19 protein-coding genes are annotated in these 17,985 nt (G+C 62.6%); 12 read left to right on the top strand and 7 right to left on the bottom strand.

Features of this window, described 5'->3' with window-relative positions:
- Nucleotides 1–164 precede the first annotated feature (164 nt).
- Nucleotides 165–878: a pyrimidine 5'-nucleotidase gene (locus tag NKI38_RS24540; RefSeq protein ID WP_352635605.1), complete on the bottom strand. Its 714-nt coding sequence runs from the start codon at nt 876–878 to the stop codon at nt 165–167.
- A gap of 160 nt (nt 879–1,038) precedes the next feature.
- Between NKI38_RS24540 and NKI38_RS24535 the strand changes: the two genes are divergently transcribed.
- The 4 genes from NKI38_RS24535 (at nt 1,039) to NKI38_RS24520 (ending at nt 4,470) form a co-directional block, all read left to right on the top strand.
- Nucleotides 1,039–1,800: a GGDEF domain-containing protein gene (locus NKI38_RS24535; protein WP_352661805.1), complete on the top strand. Its 762-nt coding sequence runs from the start codon at nt 1,039–1,041 to the stop codon at nt 1,798–1,800.
- Nucleotides 1,801–1,998: 198 nt separating this feature from the next.
- Nucleotides 1,999–2,199, top strand: a complete 201-nt coding sequence (locus tag NKI38_RS24530) for a hypothetical protein (RefSeq protein ID WP_352661802.1) — start codon at nt 1,999–2,001, stop codon at nt 2,197–2,199.
- Nucleotides 2,196–3,635, top strand: a complete 1,440-nt coding sequence (locus tag NKI38_RS24525) for a GMC oxidoreductase (protein WP_352661799.1) — start codon at nt 2,196–2,198, stop codon at nt 3,633–3,635. The genes NKI38_RS24530 and NKI38_RS24525 overlap by 4 nt, the downstream gene beginning before the upstream one ends.
- Nucleotides 3,636–3,972: 337 nt before the next feature.
- Nucleotides 3,973–4,470: a MarR family winged helix-turn-helix transcriptional regulator gene (locus NKI38_RS24520; RefSeq protein WP_352661796.1), complete on the top strand. Its 498-nt coding sequence runs from the start codon at nt 3,973–3,975 to the stop codon at nt 4,468–4,470.
- A gap of 48 nt (nt 4,471–4,518) precedes the next feature.
- Here NKI38_RS24520 and NKI38_RS24515 read toward each other — a convergent pair whose 3' ends face one another.
- On the bottom strand, nt 4,519–5,151 hold the full coding sequence (locus NKI38_RS24515) for a TetR/AcrR family transcriptional regulator (RefSeq protein ID WP_352661793.1): 633 nt from the start codon (nt 5,149–5,151) through the stop codon (nt 4,519–4,521).
- Between the two features lie 103 nt (nt 5,152–5,254).
- Here NKI38_RS24515 and NKI38_RS24510 point away from each other — a divergent pair, with 103 nt between their 5' ends.
- Nucleotides 5,255–5,659 carry a VOC family protein gene (locus tag NKI38_RS24510; protein ID WP_352661790.1) on the top strand — a complete coding sequence of 135 codons (405 nt, stop codon included), beginning with the start codon at nt 5,255–5,257 and terminating at the stop codon, nt 5,657–5,659.
- 187 nt (nt 5,660–5,846) lie between these two features.
- On the opposite strand, the gene phhA is transcribed toward NKI38_RS24510, so the two are convergent.
- Nucleotides 5,847–6,683 carry a phenylalanine 4-monooxygenase gene (gene phhA, locus NKI38_RS24505; RefSeq protein ID WP_352661787.1) on the bottom strand — a complete coding sequence of 279 codons (837 nt, stop codon included), beginning with the start codon at nt 6,681–6,683 and terminating at the stop codon, nt 5,847–5,849.
- A 137-nt stretch (nt 6,684–6,820) separates the two neighbouring features.
- On the opposite strand from phhA, the gene NKI38_RS24500 reads away from it, so the two are divergent.
- From NKI38_RS24500 to NKI38_RS24490, 3 genes are all read left to right on the top strand, one after another.
- Nucleotides 6,821–7,297 carry an Lrp/AsnC family transcriptional regulator gene (locus NKI38_RS24500; RefSeq protein WP_127296467.1) on the top strand — a complete coding sequence of 159 codons (477 nt, stop codon included), beginning with the start codon at nt 6,821–6,823 and terminating at the stop codon, nt 7,295–7,297.
- Nucleotides 7,298–7,413: 116 nt separating this feature from the next.
- Nucleotides 7,414–8,961 (top strand): magnesium-protoporphyrin IX monomethyl ester anaerobic oxidative cyclase, encoded by a 1,548-nt coding sequence (bchE, locus tag NKI38_RS24495; protein ID WP_352661783.1) that lies wholly within the window; start codon nt 7,414–7,416, stop codon nt 8,959–8,961.
- Nucleotides 8,962–9,181: 220 nt separating this feature from the next.
- Complete coding sequence (locus tag NKI38_RS24490) at nt 9,182–9,580, top strand: RidA family protein (RefSeq protein ID WP_352661781.1); 399 nt, start codon at nt 9,182–9,184, stop codon at nt 9,578–9,580.
- A 37-nt stretch (nt 9,581–9,617) separates the two neighbouring features.
- Here NKI38_RS24490 and argB read toward each other — a convergent pair whose 3' ends face one another.
- Nucleotides 9,618–10,511 carry an acetylglutamate kinase gene (gene argB, locus NKI38_RS24485; protein WP_352635618.1) on the bottom strand — a complete coding sequence of 298 codons (894 nt, stop codon included), beginning with the start codon at nt 10,509–10,511 and terminating at the stop codon, nt 9,618–9,620.
- A 106-nt stretch (nt 10,512–10,617) separates the two neighbouring features.
- Nucleotides 10,618–12,114, bottom strand: coding sequence for an amidase (locus NKI38_RS24480; RefSeq protein ID WP_352661778.1), 1,497 nt, complete (start codon nt 12,112–12,114; stop codon nt 10,618–10,620).
- A gap of 147 nt (nt 12,115–12,261) precedes the next feature.
- On the opposite strand from NKI38_RS24480, the gene NKI38_RS24475 reads away from it, so the two are divergent.
- From NKI38_RS24475 to msrB, 4 genes are all read left to right on the top strand, one after another.
- Nucleotides 12,262–12,801 (top strand): sigma-70 family RNA polymerase sigma factor, encoded by a 540-nt coding sequence (locus NKI38_RS24475; protein WP_013528490.1) that lies wholly within the window; start codon nt 12,262–12,264, stop codon nt 12,799–12,801.
- Complete coding sequence (locus NKI38_RS24470; protein WP_352661817.1) at nt 12,798–13,523, top strand: anti-sigma factor; 726 nt, start codon at nt 12,798–12,800, stop codon at nt 13,521–13,523. Before NKI38_RS24475 ends, NKI38_RS24470 begins: the two co-directional genes overlap by 4 nt.
- 225 nt (nt 13,524–13,748) lie before the next feature.
- Nucleotides 13,749–14,306 (top strand): fasciclin domain-containing protein, encoded by a 558-nt coding sequence (locus tag NKI38_RS24465; RefSeq protein WP_352661776.1) that lies wholly within the window; start codon nt 13,749–13,751, stop codon nt 14,304–14,306.
- Between the two features lie 232 nt (nt 14,307–14,538).
- On the top strand, nt 14,539–15,042 hold the full coding sequence (gene msrB / locus NKI38_RS24460; RefSeq protein WP_352661773.1) for a peptide-methionine (R)-S-oxide reductase MsrB: 504 nt from the start codon (nt 14,539–14,541) through the stop codon (nt 15,040–15,042).
- Between the two features lie 114 nt (nt 15,043–15,156).
- On the opposite strand, the gene NKI38_RS24455 is transcribed toward msrB, so the two are convergent.
- Nucleotides 15,157–16,749, bottom strand: a complete 1,593-nt coding sequence (locus tag NKI38_RS24455) for a DHA2 family efflux MFS transporter permease subunit (protein ID WP_352661770.1) — start codon at nt 16,747–16,749, stop codon at nt 15,157–15,159.
- 22 nt (nt 16,750–16,771) lie between these two features.
- Nucleotides 16,772–17,974 carry an HlyD family secretion protein gene (locus tag NKI38_RS24450; protein WP_352661767.1) on the bottom strand — a complete coding sequence of 401 codons (1,203 nt, stop codon included), beginning with the start codon at nt 17,972–17,974 and terminating at the stop codon, nt 16,772–16,774.
- Between the last annotated feature and the right edge of the window lie 11 nt (nt 17,975–17,985).

Raw genomic sequence — 17,985 nt, 5'->3', positions numbered from 1 at the left:
GCCCCCATAAGCCGCCAATCCTGCAATCCAAAAGCCGCTATCCGCCTCAATCAACATGCCAGATCAACGGCTTGCGGATAGTTCACGGTCGACGAATTGAAGAATGAGGGAATTGCGATCTCTACGTCCGAATCAATTCCCCAATTCGTCAGCTCTTCAATTCTTCAATTTCCTACCCCCTCCTCCACAATCGCCGTGAGAAACGTCGCGAGGTCGTCGGTGACGAAATCGACGTCATCCTCGTTGGCTGGGTCGCGCTCCCAGATCTCGGAAAAGGTCGGCTCGAAATTGCGCGGCACGATAAGCACTGTGGTCATGCCCAGCGACTTCGGCACCGAAAGGTTGCGGGCAAGGTCCTCGAACATCACCGCATTGTGGCCAGTGACGGCGTGGAGTTCCGCGAACTTCTCATAGGTCTGGCGTGCCGGCTTGGGATTGAGCCCGGCAGCGACGATGTCGAAGATGTCGTCGAAATGGTCGAGGATGCCGAGTTGGCGCGCGGTGCGTTCGGCGTGCCTGCGGTCGCCATTGGTGAAGATGAATTTGCGGCCCGGGAGCTGGCGGATGGCGGTGCCAAGGACGGGATCTGGCACCAGCCATGAATAATCGATGTCATGGACCTTCTCGAGGAAATCGTCGGGGTCGATGCCGTGGCGCGTCATCAGTCCGTTCAGCGTCGTTCCATATTCGCGGTAGAGTTCCTTCTGCAACTTGCGCGCGTCGTCGCGCGGCAGCGCCAGAAGTTCGCCGACATAGGCGGTCATCTTGACGTCGATCTGCGAGAACAGATTCGAATGATGCGGATAGAGCGTGTTGTCGAGGTCGAACACCCAATCGGTGACATGGGCGAAGCGGGCGGGATCAGGGAGCGTGGTCATGCGATCCTTATGGCATGAAACGGGCCGCCTGAAAGAGACTTTATCCACAACTTCTGCTCGTTGAGGTTGCGTAAATCGCCTCACGATTCAAATTTTAGGCATCCGGGAAAGGTGGCCTTCAGGGCTTGCTGGCACAGAGACAGTCTTGTGGGAGCAAGCGATGAACAGCATAATTCTGAGATCCGCCGCCGTTGCTTTCGCCTCTGTCGCGGCCTCCCTCCTTTTGACGCTGATCATCGTTCCGGCGATGGGATTTCCGGTCAACCGCACGATCTGGCTGACCTCCACGCTCTGTCCGCTGGTGCTGGCATGGGCCGCCAGCGCAAGCACTTTCTGGCAAAGCGACAGGCTGAAAAACGCGCATCGCGACCTCGCTCGCGCTCATGCCCAGCTTGCCGCCGCACATCGCCGTCTGGCGGAAAAGGCGAGCCGCGACGACATGACCGGCATGCTCAACCGGGAAAGCTTCTTTGCCGCGCTGGACGGTTCGCGCCGCAAGTCCGATCGCGGTGCGTTGCTGATCATCGACGCCGACCACTTCAAGAAGATCAACGACAATTTTGGCCACCTGACCGGCGATGATGCGCTGCTTTTGATCGCCAGCGCGATCCAGCGCGGCGTGCGCAGCGGCGATGTGCTCGGCCGCATCGGCGGCGAGGAGTTCGGCGGCTTCCTGGTCGGTGCCACCGAACAGGAGGCCAAGCGCGTCGCCGAGCGCATTCGTCGCGAAGTCGAGCTGATCCGCTTCCGGCCCGTCGACGAGCGGACCATTCCGCTCACGGTCAGCATCGGCGGCACCGTCTGTGGCGAGGATGTCAGCGTATCGGACCTGATGCGCGCCGCCGACCGGCGCCTCTACCAGGCCAAGCACCGGGGCCGCAACCTGACGATCCTCGACACGGACATTTCCGAAGCGGCCTGATCAGGCGGCCGATACGCTGGCCCGTTAAGAAAATTCTAACCCTGCTTGCACTTGGTTGCACCCGTCTAACCGGGTTTTCGCGGCTTTGTGGTGAAGCTTGGCACGATATTGGCTTCTGCAGCGAGGCATGTGTCGTTCAGGGAACTGTCATTCCGGGATTGCCATGCGTAGTCGAGGCCCTAACCCGAGAGACTGGTCATGAGTTTCTTCATCGAAAAAATGTCACGCCGCACGCTCGTGCAGGCGCTGATCGCACTGCCGGCCCTGTCGATGTTCCGCAAGCTGCCCGATGCCGATGGCGCCCGTCCCGGTCCATCCCAAGCCGATCCATCCGGGGCCGACCCGAACGAGATCGTCGAGATCAACGGCTGGATCCTGAAGCGGAGCGACCTGGCATGATCTTCGACAGCTACGAAGCGTATCGCGCCGCGAACTTCACCCCCAAGGTCTGCATCCTCGGCTCCGGCCCGGCCGGCACAACCATTGCCCGCAAGCTCGGCGCCGCCGGCATTCCGGTCGTGGTGATGGAGGCCGGCTCGCGTGAGTTCAGCGACGAGTCGCAGGATTTCTACCGCGGCACCACGGCCGGCGATTTCTATTTCGATCTCGACATCACCCGGTTGCGCTTCATGGGTGGCAGTTCCAACCACTGGGCAGGCTGGTGCCGCGTGCTCGACAAACAGGATTTCGAGCCGAAGGCCTGGGTGCCCGATACGGGCTGGCCGATCCGCCGCGCCGACATCGAGCCCTATCTGCCGGAAGTGCGCGATATTCTCGACCTTCCGGCCTTCCGGCCGGACATGCCGATCTCGGACGACATTCGCTGGGTACAGCTGATCAAGAGCCCGGCTGTGCGCTTCGCCGAGAAGTTCGGCGACGAACTCGACAAAGCCAGCAACATTGCCGTGGTGCTCAACACCTGTGCCACCGAACTTGCCGGCGACGGCAGACGCGTGACGGGCGCCAGGCTGTGGTCGAATCGGCAGGATGCCGGCTCCTTCAGCGCCGACTATTTCATCGTCTGCACCGGCGGACTGGAGAATTCGCGGCTGCTTCTGTGGTCGAACCAACGCTCGAACGGCGGCGTCGTGCCGAACGCAACGGCGCTTGGCCGCTACTGGATGGAGCATCCGACCTTCCAGGGCGGCAACGCCATCCTGGCCGACTATGGCGCGTTCGAGGTCGATGCCGTCAACGAGGCCTTCTTTTCGCCGACGCTTGCCGCTGTGGAGCGCCTGCAGATCATGAACTTCGGCATCAGGCTGATCGAAACGCCGTATCCCGGCGTCAAGAACCTCATCGCCGATCTCGCCTGCACGGCGCCCAACATGGCCGAATGGATGTCCTCCAAGCTCAGCCAGAGGCTGCGCTGCGCGGCGCAGCTCTATGTCGCCTGGGAACAGGCGCCGCTCGCCTCCAACCAGGTCGAGTTGTCGAAGACCGATGTCGACCACGCCGGCGTGCCGCGCATCGAGCTGCACTGGAAGAAATCGGAGATGGAACGCCGCACCCTGCTCGAAGGGCTCAGACTGTTCGGCACGACGATGATCGAGAAGAATCTCGGCCGCGTGCGCATCGCCGACTGGATCGCCAACAGTCAGGACTACCCGACCAATGACGAGACGGCGGGCCATCACCATATGGGCGGCACGCGCATGGGCACGGACGTCACCAGGAGCGTCGTCGACGCCAACTGCAAGGTGCACGGCATGGACAATCTCTATGTCGGCGGCTCATCGGTGTTCTGCACATCGGGCCAATGCAACCCGACGACGACGATCACCGCGCTGGCCTGCCGGCTGGGCGACCATCTGAGCAAGGTGGTCACCGCCTGACGGTACCACGGCAGCTTTTGGGATTGAGGCACAAGCCGGCGCCGGTGATGACGCCGGCAGATGCACGACATGGCTCAAAGACCGTAGACAGCGATGCGAACCAGCACGGCGGCCGCGGCCAACGAAACGAGCAGAATGCCGAGACCGATGGGGGGATCCCCAGCCATACCATTCCATTGCCAGCTTGGCATATTTGTACTCCTCCTCATGCGAGAGGGGCGCCCGCTGTTGAATCAAGCTCATTTTTCACTCCTTGTCGGCGACCGGCTCTTGCCTTGCAGGCACTGCGGCCACATATTGCTGAGATAGTCTAAATGTTAAACAGATTGATAGTTAGATGATCGAACTAAATTCGTCAAGCGACAATCGCACCGTACTGACGACGGCAATCGGCCTTGCCGTCATGCAATGGCAGGACGCGACGCAGGCCTATGACGAGGCGGTGGGCGTGAGGCTTGGGCTGAATATGGCCGAGCGCCATTGCATCGGGCTGCTCCATGGTGGACCGCAATCTGCTGGCGCAATCGCCACGGCGACCGGGCTGACGCCGGCGGCTGTGACCGCGCTGATCGACCGGCTGGAGGCGCGCGGCCTGCTGACGCGCACGCGCAGTCTCGAGGACAGGCGCAAGGTAGTGATAGAGGCGACCGAGACCACGCGTGAACTGTCGGCGCGCTACTACGGTGCCATCGCGCGGGAGGGCGAAAAGGTGATCGCCATCTTCAGCGACGCCGAACTCGCCACCATATCGCGCTTTGTCAACGCCGCCCTCGACCTGCAGCGCGACCAGCTGGCGCGGCTGAAGGCCGAGGGGTCGGATGCCCCTGGGCGATAGGGGTGCAGTGTATTCGCGGCGTTACTGCAAATGTCGGCAGGGAACGGATTATTTCGGCGGGACCCCATAGGCGACAAGAAACGCCTCCACCGAGGCATCCGCGTGCCGTTCAAGTTCGACCTTGGAGCGCGGGTTGCTTCCAGTGAACATAGCTTGATTCATGGGGATCCAAAGAAGCATCCCAAAAAAATGGCTGGCTGCCAGATAGGGGTCGCTGGTTTGTATAAGCCCTCGACTGGTGAGCTTTTGAAAGCAGGAAGCCATTGAGCCAAGCATGCGCTCGAAGCCCTTTTCGTACCAACTGCGGCCAAGCTGCGGCATTCGATCCGCGTTGGCGATAATTAGGCGCCGCAGCTTCAACAACTCTTCATCCATGAGAATCGCTATCAAACGTCTGGCAAGCTGCTGCAGGCCGCCTTCCATGAATTTCGACTCGGAAAGCAGCGTCGTCACGGACTCGATAATATCGTTGGCCTGGGTAGCGGTTGCCAGAACGACTTCGCCGAAAAGCGTCTCCTTGTCCGTGAAATGCTTGTAGACGGTCTGCTTGGAAGCGCCCGCCCTGGTGGCGATTTCCTCCATGCTGGTCCCATCATAACCCTTACCGATGAACGCCGCCGTGGCCGCCTGGATGATTTCACGATCCTTGCGCGCTGACCTGGTCTCACCGTCGATTTTCATGGCACCTCTCAACCAGTACTAGACGGTACCGTTCCTGCATGACAGCCATGGAAACGGTACTGGACTGGCTAGTACCTGTCAACGAAATGCAAGGCTTAGACCGATGACCAAGATGATCTTTATAAATCTGCCGGTGCGCGATCTGCAGGCAGCCACCAACTTTTATCTCGCGATTGGCGGCACGCTGAATCCGCAGTTCTCGAACGACCAGGCCAGCTCGATCATGTTCTCAGACTCCATTGGGGTCATGTTGCTTACGCACGGGCATTACAGCCAGTTCACGGCGCGGCAGATCGGTGACCCCAAGCGTGACAGCCAGATGCTGATAGCGCTCACCACAGACAGCAAGGATGAGGTCAATGCCGTAATCGAAAAGGGCGTGGCGGCAGGTGGTCGCGCTGATCCCAATCCAGCGCAGGATCTCGGTTTCATGTTCAACCGCCACATCGAAGATCCCGACGGAAACGTCTGGGAGTTTCTATGGATGAACCCGTCTGCCATGCAATAGCCCCAGCGGGATCAAAGCGTGTGGGATGACGAGCCATTTTGGCACTCGCCCGTCGCATCCATGCCGAGTCGGGCAGGCCATGAGCATCCTTTCGGATGCATCATGGCCTATCCTGATATGACGGCGCGGAAATAGAACTCTTAGCCTAATTCCGGGCGGAACGCCCTAAACGCTGGTCCCGGATTTGCTAAACCGCCGCCGGATCGAGCGCCGGCTGTCCCTTGCGGCGAGCGACGATCGCCTCGAAGTCGGCGGTCTGGAAGGCATCGCGCAAGGCGTCAAACGACGGCAGCACGAAATAGGCGCGCTGGAACTTGTCGATCTCGTAGCCGGTCCGCATCACTGTCTCCAGGTCGAAGGGCACGTGGTGGGCGTCCTTGCCGTCGACCGCGAACTGCAATTCCGTGAACGACGACATCAGGCCGGCGCCAAAAGCCTTCAGCGGCTGGCCGGCCTCTTGGATCAGGCCGTATTCGGCAGTGTACCAGTAGAGCCGGGTGATCATCTCGTCACCGCCCAGCGCAATGATGTCGCCGGCCTTGCGGCCATACATCTGCATGAAATCGGCGAACACCGGTTGCGACAACACCGGCACGTGGCCGAAGAAGTCGTGGAACATATCCGGCTCGACGATGTAGTCGAGCTCCTGCCTGGTCCGTAGCCAGTTGGTGACCGGGAACCGGCGATTGGCGAGATGGTCGAAGAACGGTGCGGCGGGGATGAGACCGGGCACGGCAACGATCTCCCAGCCGGTCAGCTTGCGCAGCTTGGTGCTGACGTCTGCGAAATCGGGAATCCGATCGAGCAGGCCGAGCTTTTCGACGCCGTCGAGATAGGAATGGTGGGCGAGCTTGCGCGTCAGTTTGGTCTGGCGGTCGCACAGCGTGCGCCACACCGCCTGCTCCTCGGCGCTGTAATCGTAACCCTGCGCCACGGTGAAATCGGCTCGGCAGACCGAATAGTCGCCGCGAAGGCCTTGCGCCGCGCAATCGCGGGCGTATTCGGCAACGCTCATCGTCGTCATGGTTTTCTCCTCGCAAATCATGAATGGTTGACCTGCTCAAGATTAACCGGATTTGCCGAGGCAAATCGGTTTTGATGGTAGCTCGAAGGCAGAAATCGAGATAAGATTCACCCATAAAATGTCTATAAGGAGTGCAAATGCCTCAATTCGACGATTTCGAGATCAAGATGCTCGATGTCCTGCAGCGCGACGGGCGCAAGCCGGTGTCCGAATTGGCGCAAGAGATCGGCCTGTCGACGACGCCGTGCGCGCGGCGTTTCGAGGCGTTGCAGGAGGCCGGCATCATCAAGGGCTTTGCCGCGGTGATCAGCCGGCGCGCGGTCGGGCTGATGGTCGAGGTGTTCATCCAGGTGCGCCTTGTCAGCCACAGTGACGGCTCGCCCGAAAGCTTCATCGCCGCCGTCCAGCGCATGGATGAGGTGTCCTCGTGCTGGACGATGACCGGCGACCACGATTTCCTGCTGCATGTCATGGTGCCGTCGGTCGACGAACTCAACGCCTTCGTCATGCATCGGCTGATGCGGCTCGACGGCGTGCGCGACGTCCACACCCAGCTCGTGCTGCAGAACATCAAGGGACCCGGCCACGTGCCGCTCGCCCACCTCAGGCGATGACGATGCCTGCCTTCCGTATTCTTGCGGGAAAGCTGCACGCAAACTGCTGGAACTAGCCAAGCGCGTGTCCACATCGCCGGCCAGTTTGCGCGGACCAAATGCCCAGGAGGTCCGCCATGAAAATCGTCCTGATCAATCCGCCGCACACCGCCATCGGCAGCCGCGTGCCCGACGATCACCTGCCGCCGCTCGGTCTGCTGGCACTCGGCGGCCCGCTGATCGATGCCGGCCATGAGGTGCGCCTTGTCGACGCCGAAATCGGACCGATGCCGCTCGACGGCGTCGTGCGCAACGCTCTGGAGGACCATCCCGATTTTGTCCTGATCGGCCACTCCGGCTCGACCTCGGCGCACCCCACCGCCTTGCTGATCGCTGAGTTGATCAAGCAGCATGAGCCGGCGACCATCGTCATCTATGGCGGCGTCTTCCCGACCTATCACTGGCGCGACATCCTGGCCGCTACGGACGTCTTCGACTTCATCGTGCGCGGCGAGGGCGAGGCGACCGTCGTGGCGCTGGTCGAGGCGCTGGAAATGCACCAGCAGCCGGCGAGCGTGGCCGGCATCGCCTATCGCGACGATCTGCGCCGTCCCTTTGCCACGCAGCCTGCCATGACCATTGCCGACCTCGATGCCTACCGCGTCGGCTGGGAGCTCGTTGACCACTCCCACTATAGCTATTGGGGCGGCAAGCGTGCCGTGGTCATGCAGTTTTCGCGCGGCTGCCCGCATCTGTGCAACTATTGCGGCCAGCGCGGCTTCTGGACCCGTTGGCGGCATCGCGATCCAGTGAAATTCGCGCAAGAGATCGCCTGGCTGCACCGCGAGCACGGCGTCGAGCTGATCAATCTTGCCGACGAGAATCCGACGGTTTCGAAGAAGGCATGGCGCGCCTTCCTCGACGCCCTGATCACCGAGAATGTGCCGGTGCTGATCGTCGGCTCGACCCGAGCCGACGACATCGTGCGCGATGCCGACATCCTGCATCTCTACCGCAAGGCCGGCATCATCCGCTGGCTGCTCGGCATGGAAAACACCGACGAGCGGACGCTTCAATTGATCCGCAAGGGCGGCAGCACCTCATCCGACCGCGAGGCGATAAGGCTGTTGCGCCTCAACGGCATCCTGTCGATGGCGACCTGGGTGGCCGGCTTCGAGGATGAGGGGTTTCGCGACCTGTGGCGCGGCTTCCGGCAGCTCATCGCCTACGACCCGGACCAGATCCAGGCGCTTTATGTGACGCCGCATCGCTGGACGCCGTTCTTCAGGATCGCGCGGGATCGCAAGGTGATCCAGCAGGACGCACGCCTGTGGGACTACAAGCATCAGGTGCTGCGGATGACGCGTCTGAAACCGTGGATGCTGTTCTTCAGCGTCAAGCTGATCGAACTGGCGGTGCAATCGCGGCCGAAGGCGCTGGCGCGCATCCTGTTTCACAAGGATCCGGAGCAGCGCCATTCGATGCGCTGGTATACGCAGATGGGCCGCCGCGTCTGGTTCCGCGAGGTGTGGGGCTTTCTGGCCCGCGATATCAGGGTGAAAGACGGCCCGACACTTGCCGAGTTCTGGGGCGCGCCGCAGGACGCCGAGGAGGAGGCGATGACCGTTCGACGTGCAGTGCGCAAGCCAGCACCGCCCGAGATTACGATTTCACCGCGCGCCTGAGAGTGCTTGGCAATCTTCTAATCCTACGCGACGAATGGGCATTGACATACGCAGCGTATGTACCCACATCCGTCATACGGTGCGTATGTCAGTAACGCCCCGGATTGGTGCAGCGCAGCGATCCAAACCCTGAAGCCTTTGCGAACGGCTCGCCTTCTCGGCGAAGCCGCGTCACGATCATCAGGAGGTCGGACCTGCCTTATTTTTGAATGGAGTGAAAATGACCAAACGCGACGCGATCTTTCCTGCCGGCCGGCAGGCCCTCTACGAGATCAACCGCTATTCGGCGGCGATCCGCTCGGGCGACCTTCTGTTCGTCTCTGGCCAGGTCGGCAGCCGCGAGGACGGGTCGCCCGAGCCGGTCTTCGAAAAGCAGGTGCAGCTGGCCTTCGACAATCTCGCGGCGGTGCTGAAGGCGGCCGGTGGCACGTTCGACGACATCGTTGACGTGACCACGTTCCATACCGATCCTGCCGCGCAGTGGGAGGCGATCGACGCCGTTCGAAAGAAGGCGTTCGGTGAACCACCCTATACGAACTGGACCGCGGTGGGCGTGAACTGGCTGGCGGGCTTCGATTTCGAGATCAAGGTCATCGCGCGCCTTCCCCAATCTGCCTAAACGATCGGCGACGGACGATCAACAGATCGGCCGCCGCTCAGGGCACGATCAGCGTGCCGGCGCCGTGTTCGGTGAACAGCTCTAGCAGAACCGAGTGCGGCGTCTTGCCGTTGAGGATGACGACACCTTCGACGCCGCGCTCAATCGCTTCGATGCAGGTTTCGACCTTGGGGATCATCCCGCCCGAAACCGTGCCGTCCTTGATCAGCGCCTTGGCCTCGGCCACGGTCAGCTCGTCGATCAGCTTCTTGTTCTTGTCGAGCACGCCCGGCACATCGGTGAGGAACAGCAGGCGTGTCGCCTGGCAGGCGCCGGCAATAGCGCCGGCGAAGGTGTCGGCGTTGATGTTGTAGGTGTGGCCGTCGCGGCCGGGCGCCACCGGCGCCAGCACCGGGATCATTTCGGAGCGCGCCAGAAGGTCGAGCAAGGTACGGTCGACCTCGACAGGCTCGCCGACAAAACCGAGATCGAGCACGCGCTCGATGTTGGAGTCCGGATCGATCATCGTCTTGCGCGCCTTTTCGGCGAACACCATGTTGCCGTCCTTGCCGCACAGGCCGATCGCCCATTCGCCCTCGGCGTTGATCAGCGCCACGATCTCCTTGTTGATCGAACCAGCCAACACCATCTCGACGATCTCGACCGTCTTCTGGTCGGTGACGCGCAGGCCGCCCTCGAACTTGGATTCGATGCCCATCTTGGCCAGCATGGCGCCGATCTGCGGGCCGCCGCCATGGACGACGATCGGGTTGACGCCGGATTGCTTCAGGAGCGCGATGTCGCGGGCGAACGCCTTGCCGAGCTCGGTATCGCCCATGGCATGGCCGCCATATTTCACCACAACGGTCTTGTTCTCGTAGCGCTGCATGTAGGGCAGCGCCCGTGAAAGCAGGGCCGCCTGCATTTCGGCGGTGGCGGTTATTTCCGTCATCGGCTTGTTTCCCTGGAGATCGGTAAGGACGGCGGCGTCTTAGCGGGAATTGGCGCCCCCCGCAAATGGCTTTGCTGTCATATTCGAGCGCCTCACGACCTCGTCATCATGACGGCACCTTCAGCGGCGCCCTGCGGCCCAGCCAGCCCGAGATCTTTTCCATTTGCGCGGCGAGCGACAGCAGCGTCTCCTCATCACCCGGGCGGCCCGCCGCCTGGATACCGAGCGGCAGGCCGGCATCGGTGACATGGACCGGCAGTGCGATCGACGGCTGGCCGCTGACATTCTGGATCGCCGGCCAATGGGTGAACCAGAGGCTCTTGTCCATCAACTGGCCGAAGAACGGCTTCAGCTTCAGCAAGGGCGTCAGATGAAGCTTGTCGAGCAGGTTCTCAATGAACTCGTCGGTGCCTTTCGGATCCATGGCGCCGCAGGCGAGCGGCGGATGGGCAATGATCGGCATCAGCACGGCGTCATACGGAGCGGTCTCCGCGATCAGCTGCCGCGAGGCGGCATGCAGCCGCTGCAAGTCGGCATAGGTTTCGCCGGCCGACAGCATCTCGCCCAACCTGCCGAGCACGCGAGTGGCCCGCTCGACATCACCCGTAACGGAACGGCCGACACGCAGCGCCTCCGCCCTCATCGTGCCGGCGACGGCCGAGGCAACCGTCCTGCAGAAGCCGGCGAGGAAATCGCGCCCTATGTATGGCAAGTCGATCTCCTCGACGGTGTGGCCGCCCTCGCGGGCAAGCGCCACCGCCGTGTCGAGCGCTTTGAGCGTCTCATCCGAGATCGGCAGGCCAAGCGGTGATTTGCGGTACACGGCCAGCCTGAGCTTGCCTGGATCGCGCGCTGCGGCCGCCGCGAACGTGCCTTTCGGCGGCGGCGCGGCATAGGGCGACAAAAGGTCGGGACCGTGGGTGAGATCGAGCAGCAGGGCGCTATCGCGCACCGAACGGGTGAGCGCATGGTCGACCACCATGCCGTACCAGCTTTCGCTCACCAGGGGCGTCAGCGGTGTGCGGCCGCGCGACGTCTTCAGGCCGACAAGCCCGGTGCAGGCGGCAGGCACGCGGATCGAGCCGCCGCCATCCGAGGCGTGCGCCACCGGCACGACGCCGGCGGCGACCAATGCCGCCGCACCGCCCGACGAGCCACCGCTGGTATGGCCGGTGTTCCACGGATTGCAGGTGATGCCAAAGGCTTTGGACTCGGTCATCAGCCGCAGCCCGTGTTCCGGCGACGTCGAGGTGACGATCGGAATGAGCCCGGCGGCAAGATAGCGGTCGGTGAGCGCTGAATCGACGTCGGCCAGCCATGCCGGAATGCGGCTGCCGCCATGCGTCGACACGCCCTTGATGGCGATGCCGAGATCCTTGATGGCGAATGGAACGCCAGCCAGCGGCAGCGAGCGGTCGACGGTCTTCGCGCGGGCGCGGGCGGCATCATAGAGCGGCTCGACCGTGGCGTTGATGTCGGGACGGGTGGCCTCGGCGCGGGCAATCGAGGCTTCGGTCAGCTCGATGGCTGAAATGTCGCCCTTGCGGACCAGGTCGGCGAGGCCGGTGGCGTCTTGCGCCCACAGTGTATGTTCGACCGACATGCGCGCTCCCCGTCCCTACAGCAAGCTAGCCAGTGGCGACTATATTGGCAATCGACGGGCGGTGCCGGGCTAGCGACACGCAAAGCTAAGGCGTGCACAAGGTTTTCCGCCGTTGCAAATATATCGCAATCGCCTAATTTGCCTGCGATGACGCCGCAGGACATCACCAAGCTGATCGTCCGGACTTCGATGAAGGATCGGGCCGCGTTCGATCTGCTCTACCGGCAGACCAGCGCGAAACTTTTTGGCGTCTGCCTTCGTGTATTGAACGACCGGGGAGATGCGGAAGAAGCTCTACAGGAAGTCTTCGTCAAGATATGGACGAAGGCGGATCGTTTTGCCGTCTCCGACCTGAGCCCGATCTCCTGGTTGGTGGCGATCGCGCGCAATCATGCGATCGATCGCATCAGGGCGCGGCGCAAGCCTGCTGCCGACATCGATGCCGCACTCGACGTGGCCGATCCGGCGCCGGGGCCTGAAGCGATGGCGGTGGCGGGCGACGAATCCGAACGCATCCACCATTGCCTCGATGAATTGGAGAAGGACCGGGCGGCGGCCGTCCGGGGTGCTTATCTCAAGGGCGAAAGCTATGCCGAACTGGCGGAGCGCCACGGCGTGCCGTTGAACACGATGCGTACCTGGCTGCGCCGCAGCCTGTTGAAACTCAGAGAATGTCTGGAAAGATGACGCTGGCAGAAGACATAGGACCGGAACGTGGAGGCGACGACCCGCTCGCCGCCGAATACGTTCTCGGCGTGCTTGATGCCGACGAACGCCAGATCGCCTCCCGTCGCATCGACGCCGAGACGGATTTCGCCCGCCTTGTCGACGGCTGGGAGGTCAATTTTTCGCCGCTGGCTGCCGCCTATCCGGAAATCGAGCCGCCGACTTCGGTCAAGCCGGCGATCGACCGCAGGCTGTTCGCCTCCACCGCTTCGATGACGACGCCCGTTCAACCGCGCGGCCTGTGGTCCAGCCTGGCCTTCTGGCGTGGTCTTGCCGCGGCGGCGGTTGCCGCACTGGCGATCTACATCGCCGTGCCCCTCCTCAACCCGCCGGTCGAGCAGCCCCAGGCGCGCCTCGTCGCCTCGCTGGCCGCCGAAGGCAGCGACGTCAAATATCTCGCCGTCTATGATGCCGCGCATCATGAAGTCGGCCTGTCGCACGTCTCCGGCGAGCGCGCCGCCGGCAAGGACTTCGAGCTGTGGATGATCGAAGGCAAGAACCCACCGGTCTCGATGGGCGTCATTCCGGCAGGCGCTACGGCGCATATCATCGTCTCGCCGGCGGCCCGGCAGAAGCTCGCCCAGGGCGCGGTGCTCGCCGTCAGCCTCGAGCCGTCAGGCGGCTCGCCGACCGGTCAGCCGACCGGACCGGTGGTCGCCGCGGGCGATCTGAAGAGCATCTGATCGGCTCTTGGCGCCTGCAAACTCAAAATAGCTTGCCTGAAGTCTATCCTTTGCCACACATGCCCCTGGACAGCATGTTAGCCGACGATCAGTCGCGGTCGAAAATCTCTCTGGAAGCATCTATAGTTTAAAAAATCACAATATTTCTGAAACTCGCGCGTTTTTGTTCCGTATCTCCTCGCGTTCCCAAAGATGGGAAGAGAAAAACCCGAGGAGTTTGATATCATGCGTAGAATCGCCACCCTTTTGCTCGCCGGTACGATCGCCGTTTCGGCCCTTGCAACCGCCGCCTATGCCGAAAATCCGATGGTCGGCGGCGCCGCCATGTATGCCAACAAGAACATCGTCGAAAACGCCGTGAACTCGAAGGACCACACGACGCTGGTCGCCGCTGTGAAGGCCGCCGGCCTGGTCGAAACGCTGCAGGGCACCGGTCCGTTCACCGTGTTTGCGCCGACCAACGACGCCTTCGCGGCACTGCCGGCCGGCACAGTCGAGACGCTGCTCAAGCCCGAGAACAAGGACAAGCTCACCAAGATCCTGACCTGCCATGTCATCGGCGCCAAGGCGATGGGGGCGGACGTCGCCTCGATGGCCAAAGCTGACGGCGGCGCCCACAAGGTCAAGACTGTCGGCGGCTGCGAACTGTCGCTCAAGGCCGACGGCGGCAAGGTCACCGTCACCGACGAGAACGGCAATGTCGCCAATGTGACGATCGCCGATGTCGAACAGTCCAATGGCGTCATCCACGTCATCGACAAGGTTCTTTTGCCTAAGATGTAACTTCTTTTGTCGAAGATGTAACAGGGGGCTTGCTGCCGGCGAACTGGCTGCAAGAGCCCTCCGCCGATTGCATGATCCCGCTCCCGGGATCCGCCATCGACCTGCGCGCTCCGCGCCGCCCACATCCAGATGTGGGACGGCGCGGAGTGTTCGTTCGAGGGCGCACCGTCACCGGCTTTTGATTTCCGCGTGGCGGTATAGTTTGGCAAACAGACAACAGGAGGAATTGGTCATGAACCGTCGCGACTTTCTTTTGAGCGGTGTAGCCGCCATCGGCGTCGTCGGGGCTGCGGCGACAGTGCTGCGCATGGGCAATCCGCAGGCCGCGCAGGCCGCAGAAAAGTTCGAGGTCACCAAGACCGAAGCTGAGTGGAAAGCCATCCTGTCACCGGCCGCTTTCGACGTGCTGCGCAAGGAAGGCACGGAATATCCCGGCACCAGCCCGCTGCTCAACGAACATCGCAAGGGCATCTTCGCCTGCGCCGGCTGCGACCTGCCGGTTTATCCGTCGGAGACGAAGTTCGATTCCGGCACCGGCTGGCCGAGCTTCTGGCAGGAGATTCCCAAGGCCATCGGCACCACTGTGGACAGGTCGCTCGGCATGACCCGCACCGAGGCCCATTGCCGCCGCTGCGGCGGCCATCTCGGCCATATCTTCGACGACGGCCCGGCGCCGACGGGCCTGCGCCACTGCATCAATGGCGTGGCGCTGGCCTTCAAGCCCGCCACTGCCTAAGACGATCCGTTGGAATACAAAAAACTCCGGGCTTGCGGCCCGGAGTTTTTTGCGCGGTCGGAGCTTTTTCGGGTGTGGACTGGAGGAGCTTCCCGAAAAACCGCAATTCCTGGTTCAGTGGCCGCCACCGCCGCCACCGGCGGCGACCGGCTTGCGGATCAGCATGGTGAACAGGCCGAGCGTTGCAAACAGCACCGTCAGCATGAAGAACACATCCATGAAGGACAGCAGCGCCGCCTGTTGCTGAACCATGCCCGACAGCTTGGAGATCGCGGCACTTGCCGCGTCAAGGCCGGCGGTCTGCTCGAAATTGAGCGTCATGTTCTGCAGCTTGGTCTGCGCGGCTTCACTGCCCCATTGCACATGCTCGGAGAGCCTTGCGTAATGGAAGGCATTGCGGTCGATCAGCACCGTGTTGATCAGGGCAAGGCCGACGGCGCCGCCGAGATTGCGGGTGAGGTTGAACAGGCCGGACGCATTCTTCAGCCGCTCCGGCGGCAAGGTGCCGAGCGCGATGTTGTTGATCGGCACCATGCATAGCATCATCGAACAGCCGCGCAGGATTTGCGGGATGAGCAGCTCGTAGAAATCCCAATCGGCGGTCAGATGCGTCATCCACCAGGTTCCGGTGGCGAAGCCGAAGAAGCCGACCATCATCATCAGCCGTGGGTCCATCTTGTTCGACAGGATGCCCGAGATCGGAGCGGTGAAGAACATGGCCAGTCCGCTGACGAACAGCGCCTCGCCGATCATCATCGAATCGTAGCCGCGGATGCGCCCGAGGAACACCGGGTAGAGATAGGTCAGGCCGTAGAGGCCGATGCCGATGACGAAGGAGAACAACGAACCGAAGGCGAAGTTGATGTTGGTGAACGCCTTCAGGTCGACGATCGGCTCCTCGGCGGTGAACACGCGCCAGAAGAACAGCACCCCGCCAATGGTCATGACGATGGCGCAGATGAACACGCCCTGGTCCTGCAGCCAGTCGTTGTTGGGACCCTCCTCGAGCACATATTCCATGCAGCCCAGGAAGGCCGCCATGCCGGCGAGGCCCCACCAGTCGAACTTGCTGAACAGCTTGAGATTGGGCTTGTCGAAGTCGATCAGCGTCCAGGCCGCCGTCGTCACCAGGATGCCGGGCACGACATTGACCAGGAACAGCCAGTGCCAGGACATGGCATGGCTGATATAGCCGCCGACGGTCGGGCCGATGGTCGGCGCCAGCGTCGCCACCAGGCCGATCATCGGCGAGACGACAGCGCGGCGCGACGGCGGGAAGATGGTGAAGGCGGCGGCAAAGACGCTCGGGATCATGCCGCCACCGATGAAGCCCTGGACGGCGCGGTAGACGATCATCTGGTCGATGTTGGTGGCGGTCGCCGCCAGCGCGCTGGCCGCGGTGAAGCCTGCCGCCGAGATCGTGAACAGCACGCGCGTCGACAGCATCCGGCTGAGGAAACCCGATAGCGGGATCATCACCACTTCGGCGATCAGATAGGCGGTCTGCACCCACGGAATCTCGTCGGAACTGGCGCTCAGGCCGGCCTGGATCTCGGCCAGCGAGGCGGAGACGATCTGGATGTCCAGGATGGCCATGAACATGCCGAACACCATCGCCAGGAAGGCGATGACGCGCCGCGTCGAAATGGTGTCAGGCACAGCCGGCCTCGCCGGCAGCGCTCCTACTGTCAGGGTTGCGGTTGCCATGGCATTGCTCCCCAGCAGCCGCTCAGTTCGACGCGGCCGCTGACGCCGACGCGGATGGGGCGGTGCGGCTGTCGACGGCGACGACGACGCTGAGGCCGGCGCGCAGCTTGCCACTCTTCAGCGCGTCGGCGGGCACGTCGATGCGGACCGGAACGCGCTGCACGACCTTGGTGAAGTTGCCGGTGGCGTTTTCGGGCGGCAGCAGCGAGAACACGGCACCGGAAGCCGGCGCCAGCGACGAGACGGTTCCCTCGAAGTCCTGGCCGTCGGTCGCATCGACCGAGATCTTGACCTTCTCGCCGGGAACCAGCCGGCCCAGCTGTGTCTCCTTGAAGTTGGCGACGATGTAGAGCTTGTCCATAGGCACGATGACGGCGAGCTTCTGGCCGGGGCTGACGAGATCGCCCTGCTCCACGGAACGGTTGCCGACGACGCCGTCATAGGGCGCCTTGAGCACAGTGAAGGAAAGGTCGCGCATGGCCTTGTCGTGGCTGAGCTGCAAGGACGCCAGTGTGCTTGCCGATTCACCGCGCTGCGCCTGCAGCACGCCGATATTGGCCTGTGCCGCGGCGATCTGGGCGTCGGCACCGACAAGGGCGGCATCGGCCTGCTGCACCGCCGTCTGGGCGTCGTCCAATTGCGCCTGCGTGCCGACATGCGTCTTGAGCAGCTGCGAGGCGCGCGCCGCGATCTTGGCCGCATTGTCGGCGGCGGCCTGGTCGGCGACCTTCTGCGCCTGCGCCTGTTGCAGCGAGGCGCGCGCCGCGTCGGTCTGGGCGTCGATACGGTCGAGCGTCTTGCTTAAGGTGGCGATCTGCGCCTCGGCCTGGGCGACGGCTATTTTGTAGTCGCCATCATCGACGACGAGCAGCGGATCACCGGCCTTGACCAGCTGGTTTTCGCTGACCTTGACCTGATCGACATAGCCGGAAATCTTGGGCGAGATGAACGCCATGTCTGCCTGGACATAGGCGTCGTCCGTCGAGATCATGAAGCGGCCCGTGGTCCAGTAATCGTAACCATACCAGGCGCCTGCGCTCAACAAAGCAACGCCGATGACCGGCAGCAGAAAGGAGCGCACCGAGCGCTTCTTCTTGGCCGGAGCCTCTGTCGGCGGCGGCGATACCGCGGGCTGGGTGGGTATTTCAGGTGCTTCCGTCGCCGGCGCGACCTTAGCGTTGGGGAAGGGACGGACTTCGGCTGACGTTGATGCGTTCGAGGACATGACATCTCTCT

The sequence above is a fragment of the Mesorhizobium sp. M0621 genome (assembly GCF_040320745.1).
Taxonomy (GTDB): Bacteria; Pseudomonadota; Alphaproteobacteria; order Rhizobiales; family Rhizobiaceae; genus Mesorhizobium.
The sequence above is the reverse complement of the archived record's forward strand: the minus strand, read 5'-3'. Positions and strand labels throughout refer to the sequence as shown.

What these genes read in the sequence shown, in the direction of transcription:
- argB (WP_352635618.1), bottom strand. Translation starts at nt 10,511, where the DNA reads ATGACGGAAATAACCGCCACCGCCGAAATGCAGGCGGCCCTGCTTTCA.
- NKI38_RS24515 (WP_352661793.1), bottom strand. Translation starts at nt 5,151, where the DNA reads ATGAAAATCGACGGTGAGACCAGGTCAGCGCGCAAGGATCGTGAAATC.
- NKI38_RS24530 (WP_352661802.1), top strand. Translation starts at nt 1,999, where the DNA reads ATGAGTTTCTTCATCGAAAAAATGTCACGCCGCACGCTCGTGCAGGCG.
- bchE (WP_352661783.1), top strand. Translation starts at nt 7,414, where the DNA reads ATGAAAATCGTCCTGATCAATCCGCCGCACACCGCCATCGGCAGCCGC.
- NKI38_RS24490 (WP_352661781.1), top strand. Translation starts at nt 9,182, where the DNA reads ATGACCAAACGCGACGCGATCTTTCCTGCCGGCCGGCAGGCCCTCTAC.
- NKI38_RS24525 (WP_352661799.1), top strand. Translation starts at nt 2,196, where the DNA reads ATGATCTTCGACAGCTACGAAGCGTATCGCGCCGCGAACTTCACCCCC.
- NKI38_RS24535 (WP_352661805.1), top strand. Translation starts at nt 1,039, where the DNA reads ATGAACAGCATAATTCTGAGATCCGCCGCCGTTGCTTTCGCCTCTGTC.
- NKI38_RS24520 (WP_352661796.1), top strand. Translation starts at nt 3,973, where the DNA reads ATGATCGAACTAAATTCGTCAAGCGACAATCGCACCGTACTGACGACG.
- NKI38_RS24455 (WP_352661770.1), bottom strand. Translation starts at nt 16,749, where the DNA reads ATGGCAACCGCAACCCTGACAGTAGGAGCGCTGCCGGCGAGGCCGGCT.
- NKI38_RS24480 (WP_352661778.1), bottom strand. Translation starts at nt 12,114, where the DNA reads ATGTCGGTCGAACATACACTGTGGGCGCAAGACGCCACCGGCCTCGCC.
- NKI38_RS24465 (WP_352661776.1), top strand. Translation starts at nt 13,749, where the DNA reads ATGCGTAGAATCGCCACCCTTTTGCTCGCCGGTACGATCGCCGTTTCG.
- msrB (WP_352661773.1), top strand. Translation starts at nt 14,539, where the DNA reads ATGAACCGTCGCGACTTTCTTTTGAGCGGTGTAGCCGCCATCGGCGTC.
- NKI38_RS24500 (WP_127296467.1), top strand. Translation starts at nt 6,821, where the DNA reads ATGCCTCAATTCGACGATTTCGAGATCAAGATGCTCGATGTCCTGCAG.
- NKI38_RS24475 (WP_013528490.1), top strand. Translation starts at nt 12,262, where the DNA reads ATGACGCCGCAGGACATCACCAAGCTGATCGTCCGGACTTCGATGAAG.
- NKI38_RS24450 (WP_352661767.1), bottom strand. Translation starts at nt 17,974, where the DNA reads ATGTCCTCGAACGCATCAACGTCAGCCGAAGTCCGTCCCTTCCCCAAC.
- phhA (WP_352661787.1), bottom strand. Translation starts at nt 6,683, where the DNA reads ATGACGACGATGAGCGTTGCCGAATACGCCCGCGATTGCGCGGCGCAA.
- NKI38_RS24510 (WP_352661790.1), top strand. Translation starts at nt 5,255, where the DNA reads ATGACCAAGATGATCTTTATAAATCTGCCGGTGCGCGATCTGCAGGCA.
- NKI38_RS24540 (WP_352635605.1), bottom strand. Translation starts at nt 878, where the DNA reads ATGACCACGCTCCCTGATCCCGCCCGCTTCGCCCATGTCACCGATTGG.
- NKI38_RS24470 (WP_352661817.1), top strand. Translation starts at nt 12,798, where the DNA reads ATGACGCTGGCAGAAGACATAGGACCGGAACGTGGAGGCGACGACCCG.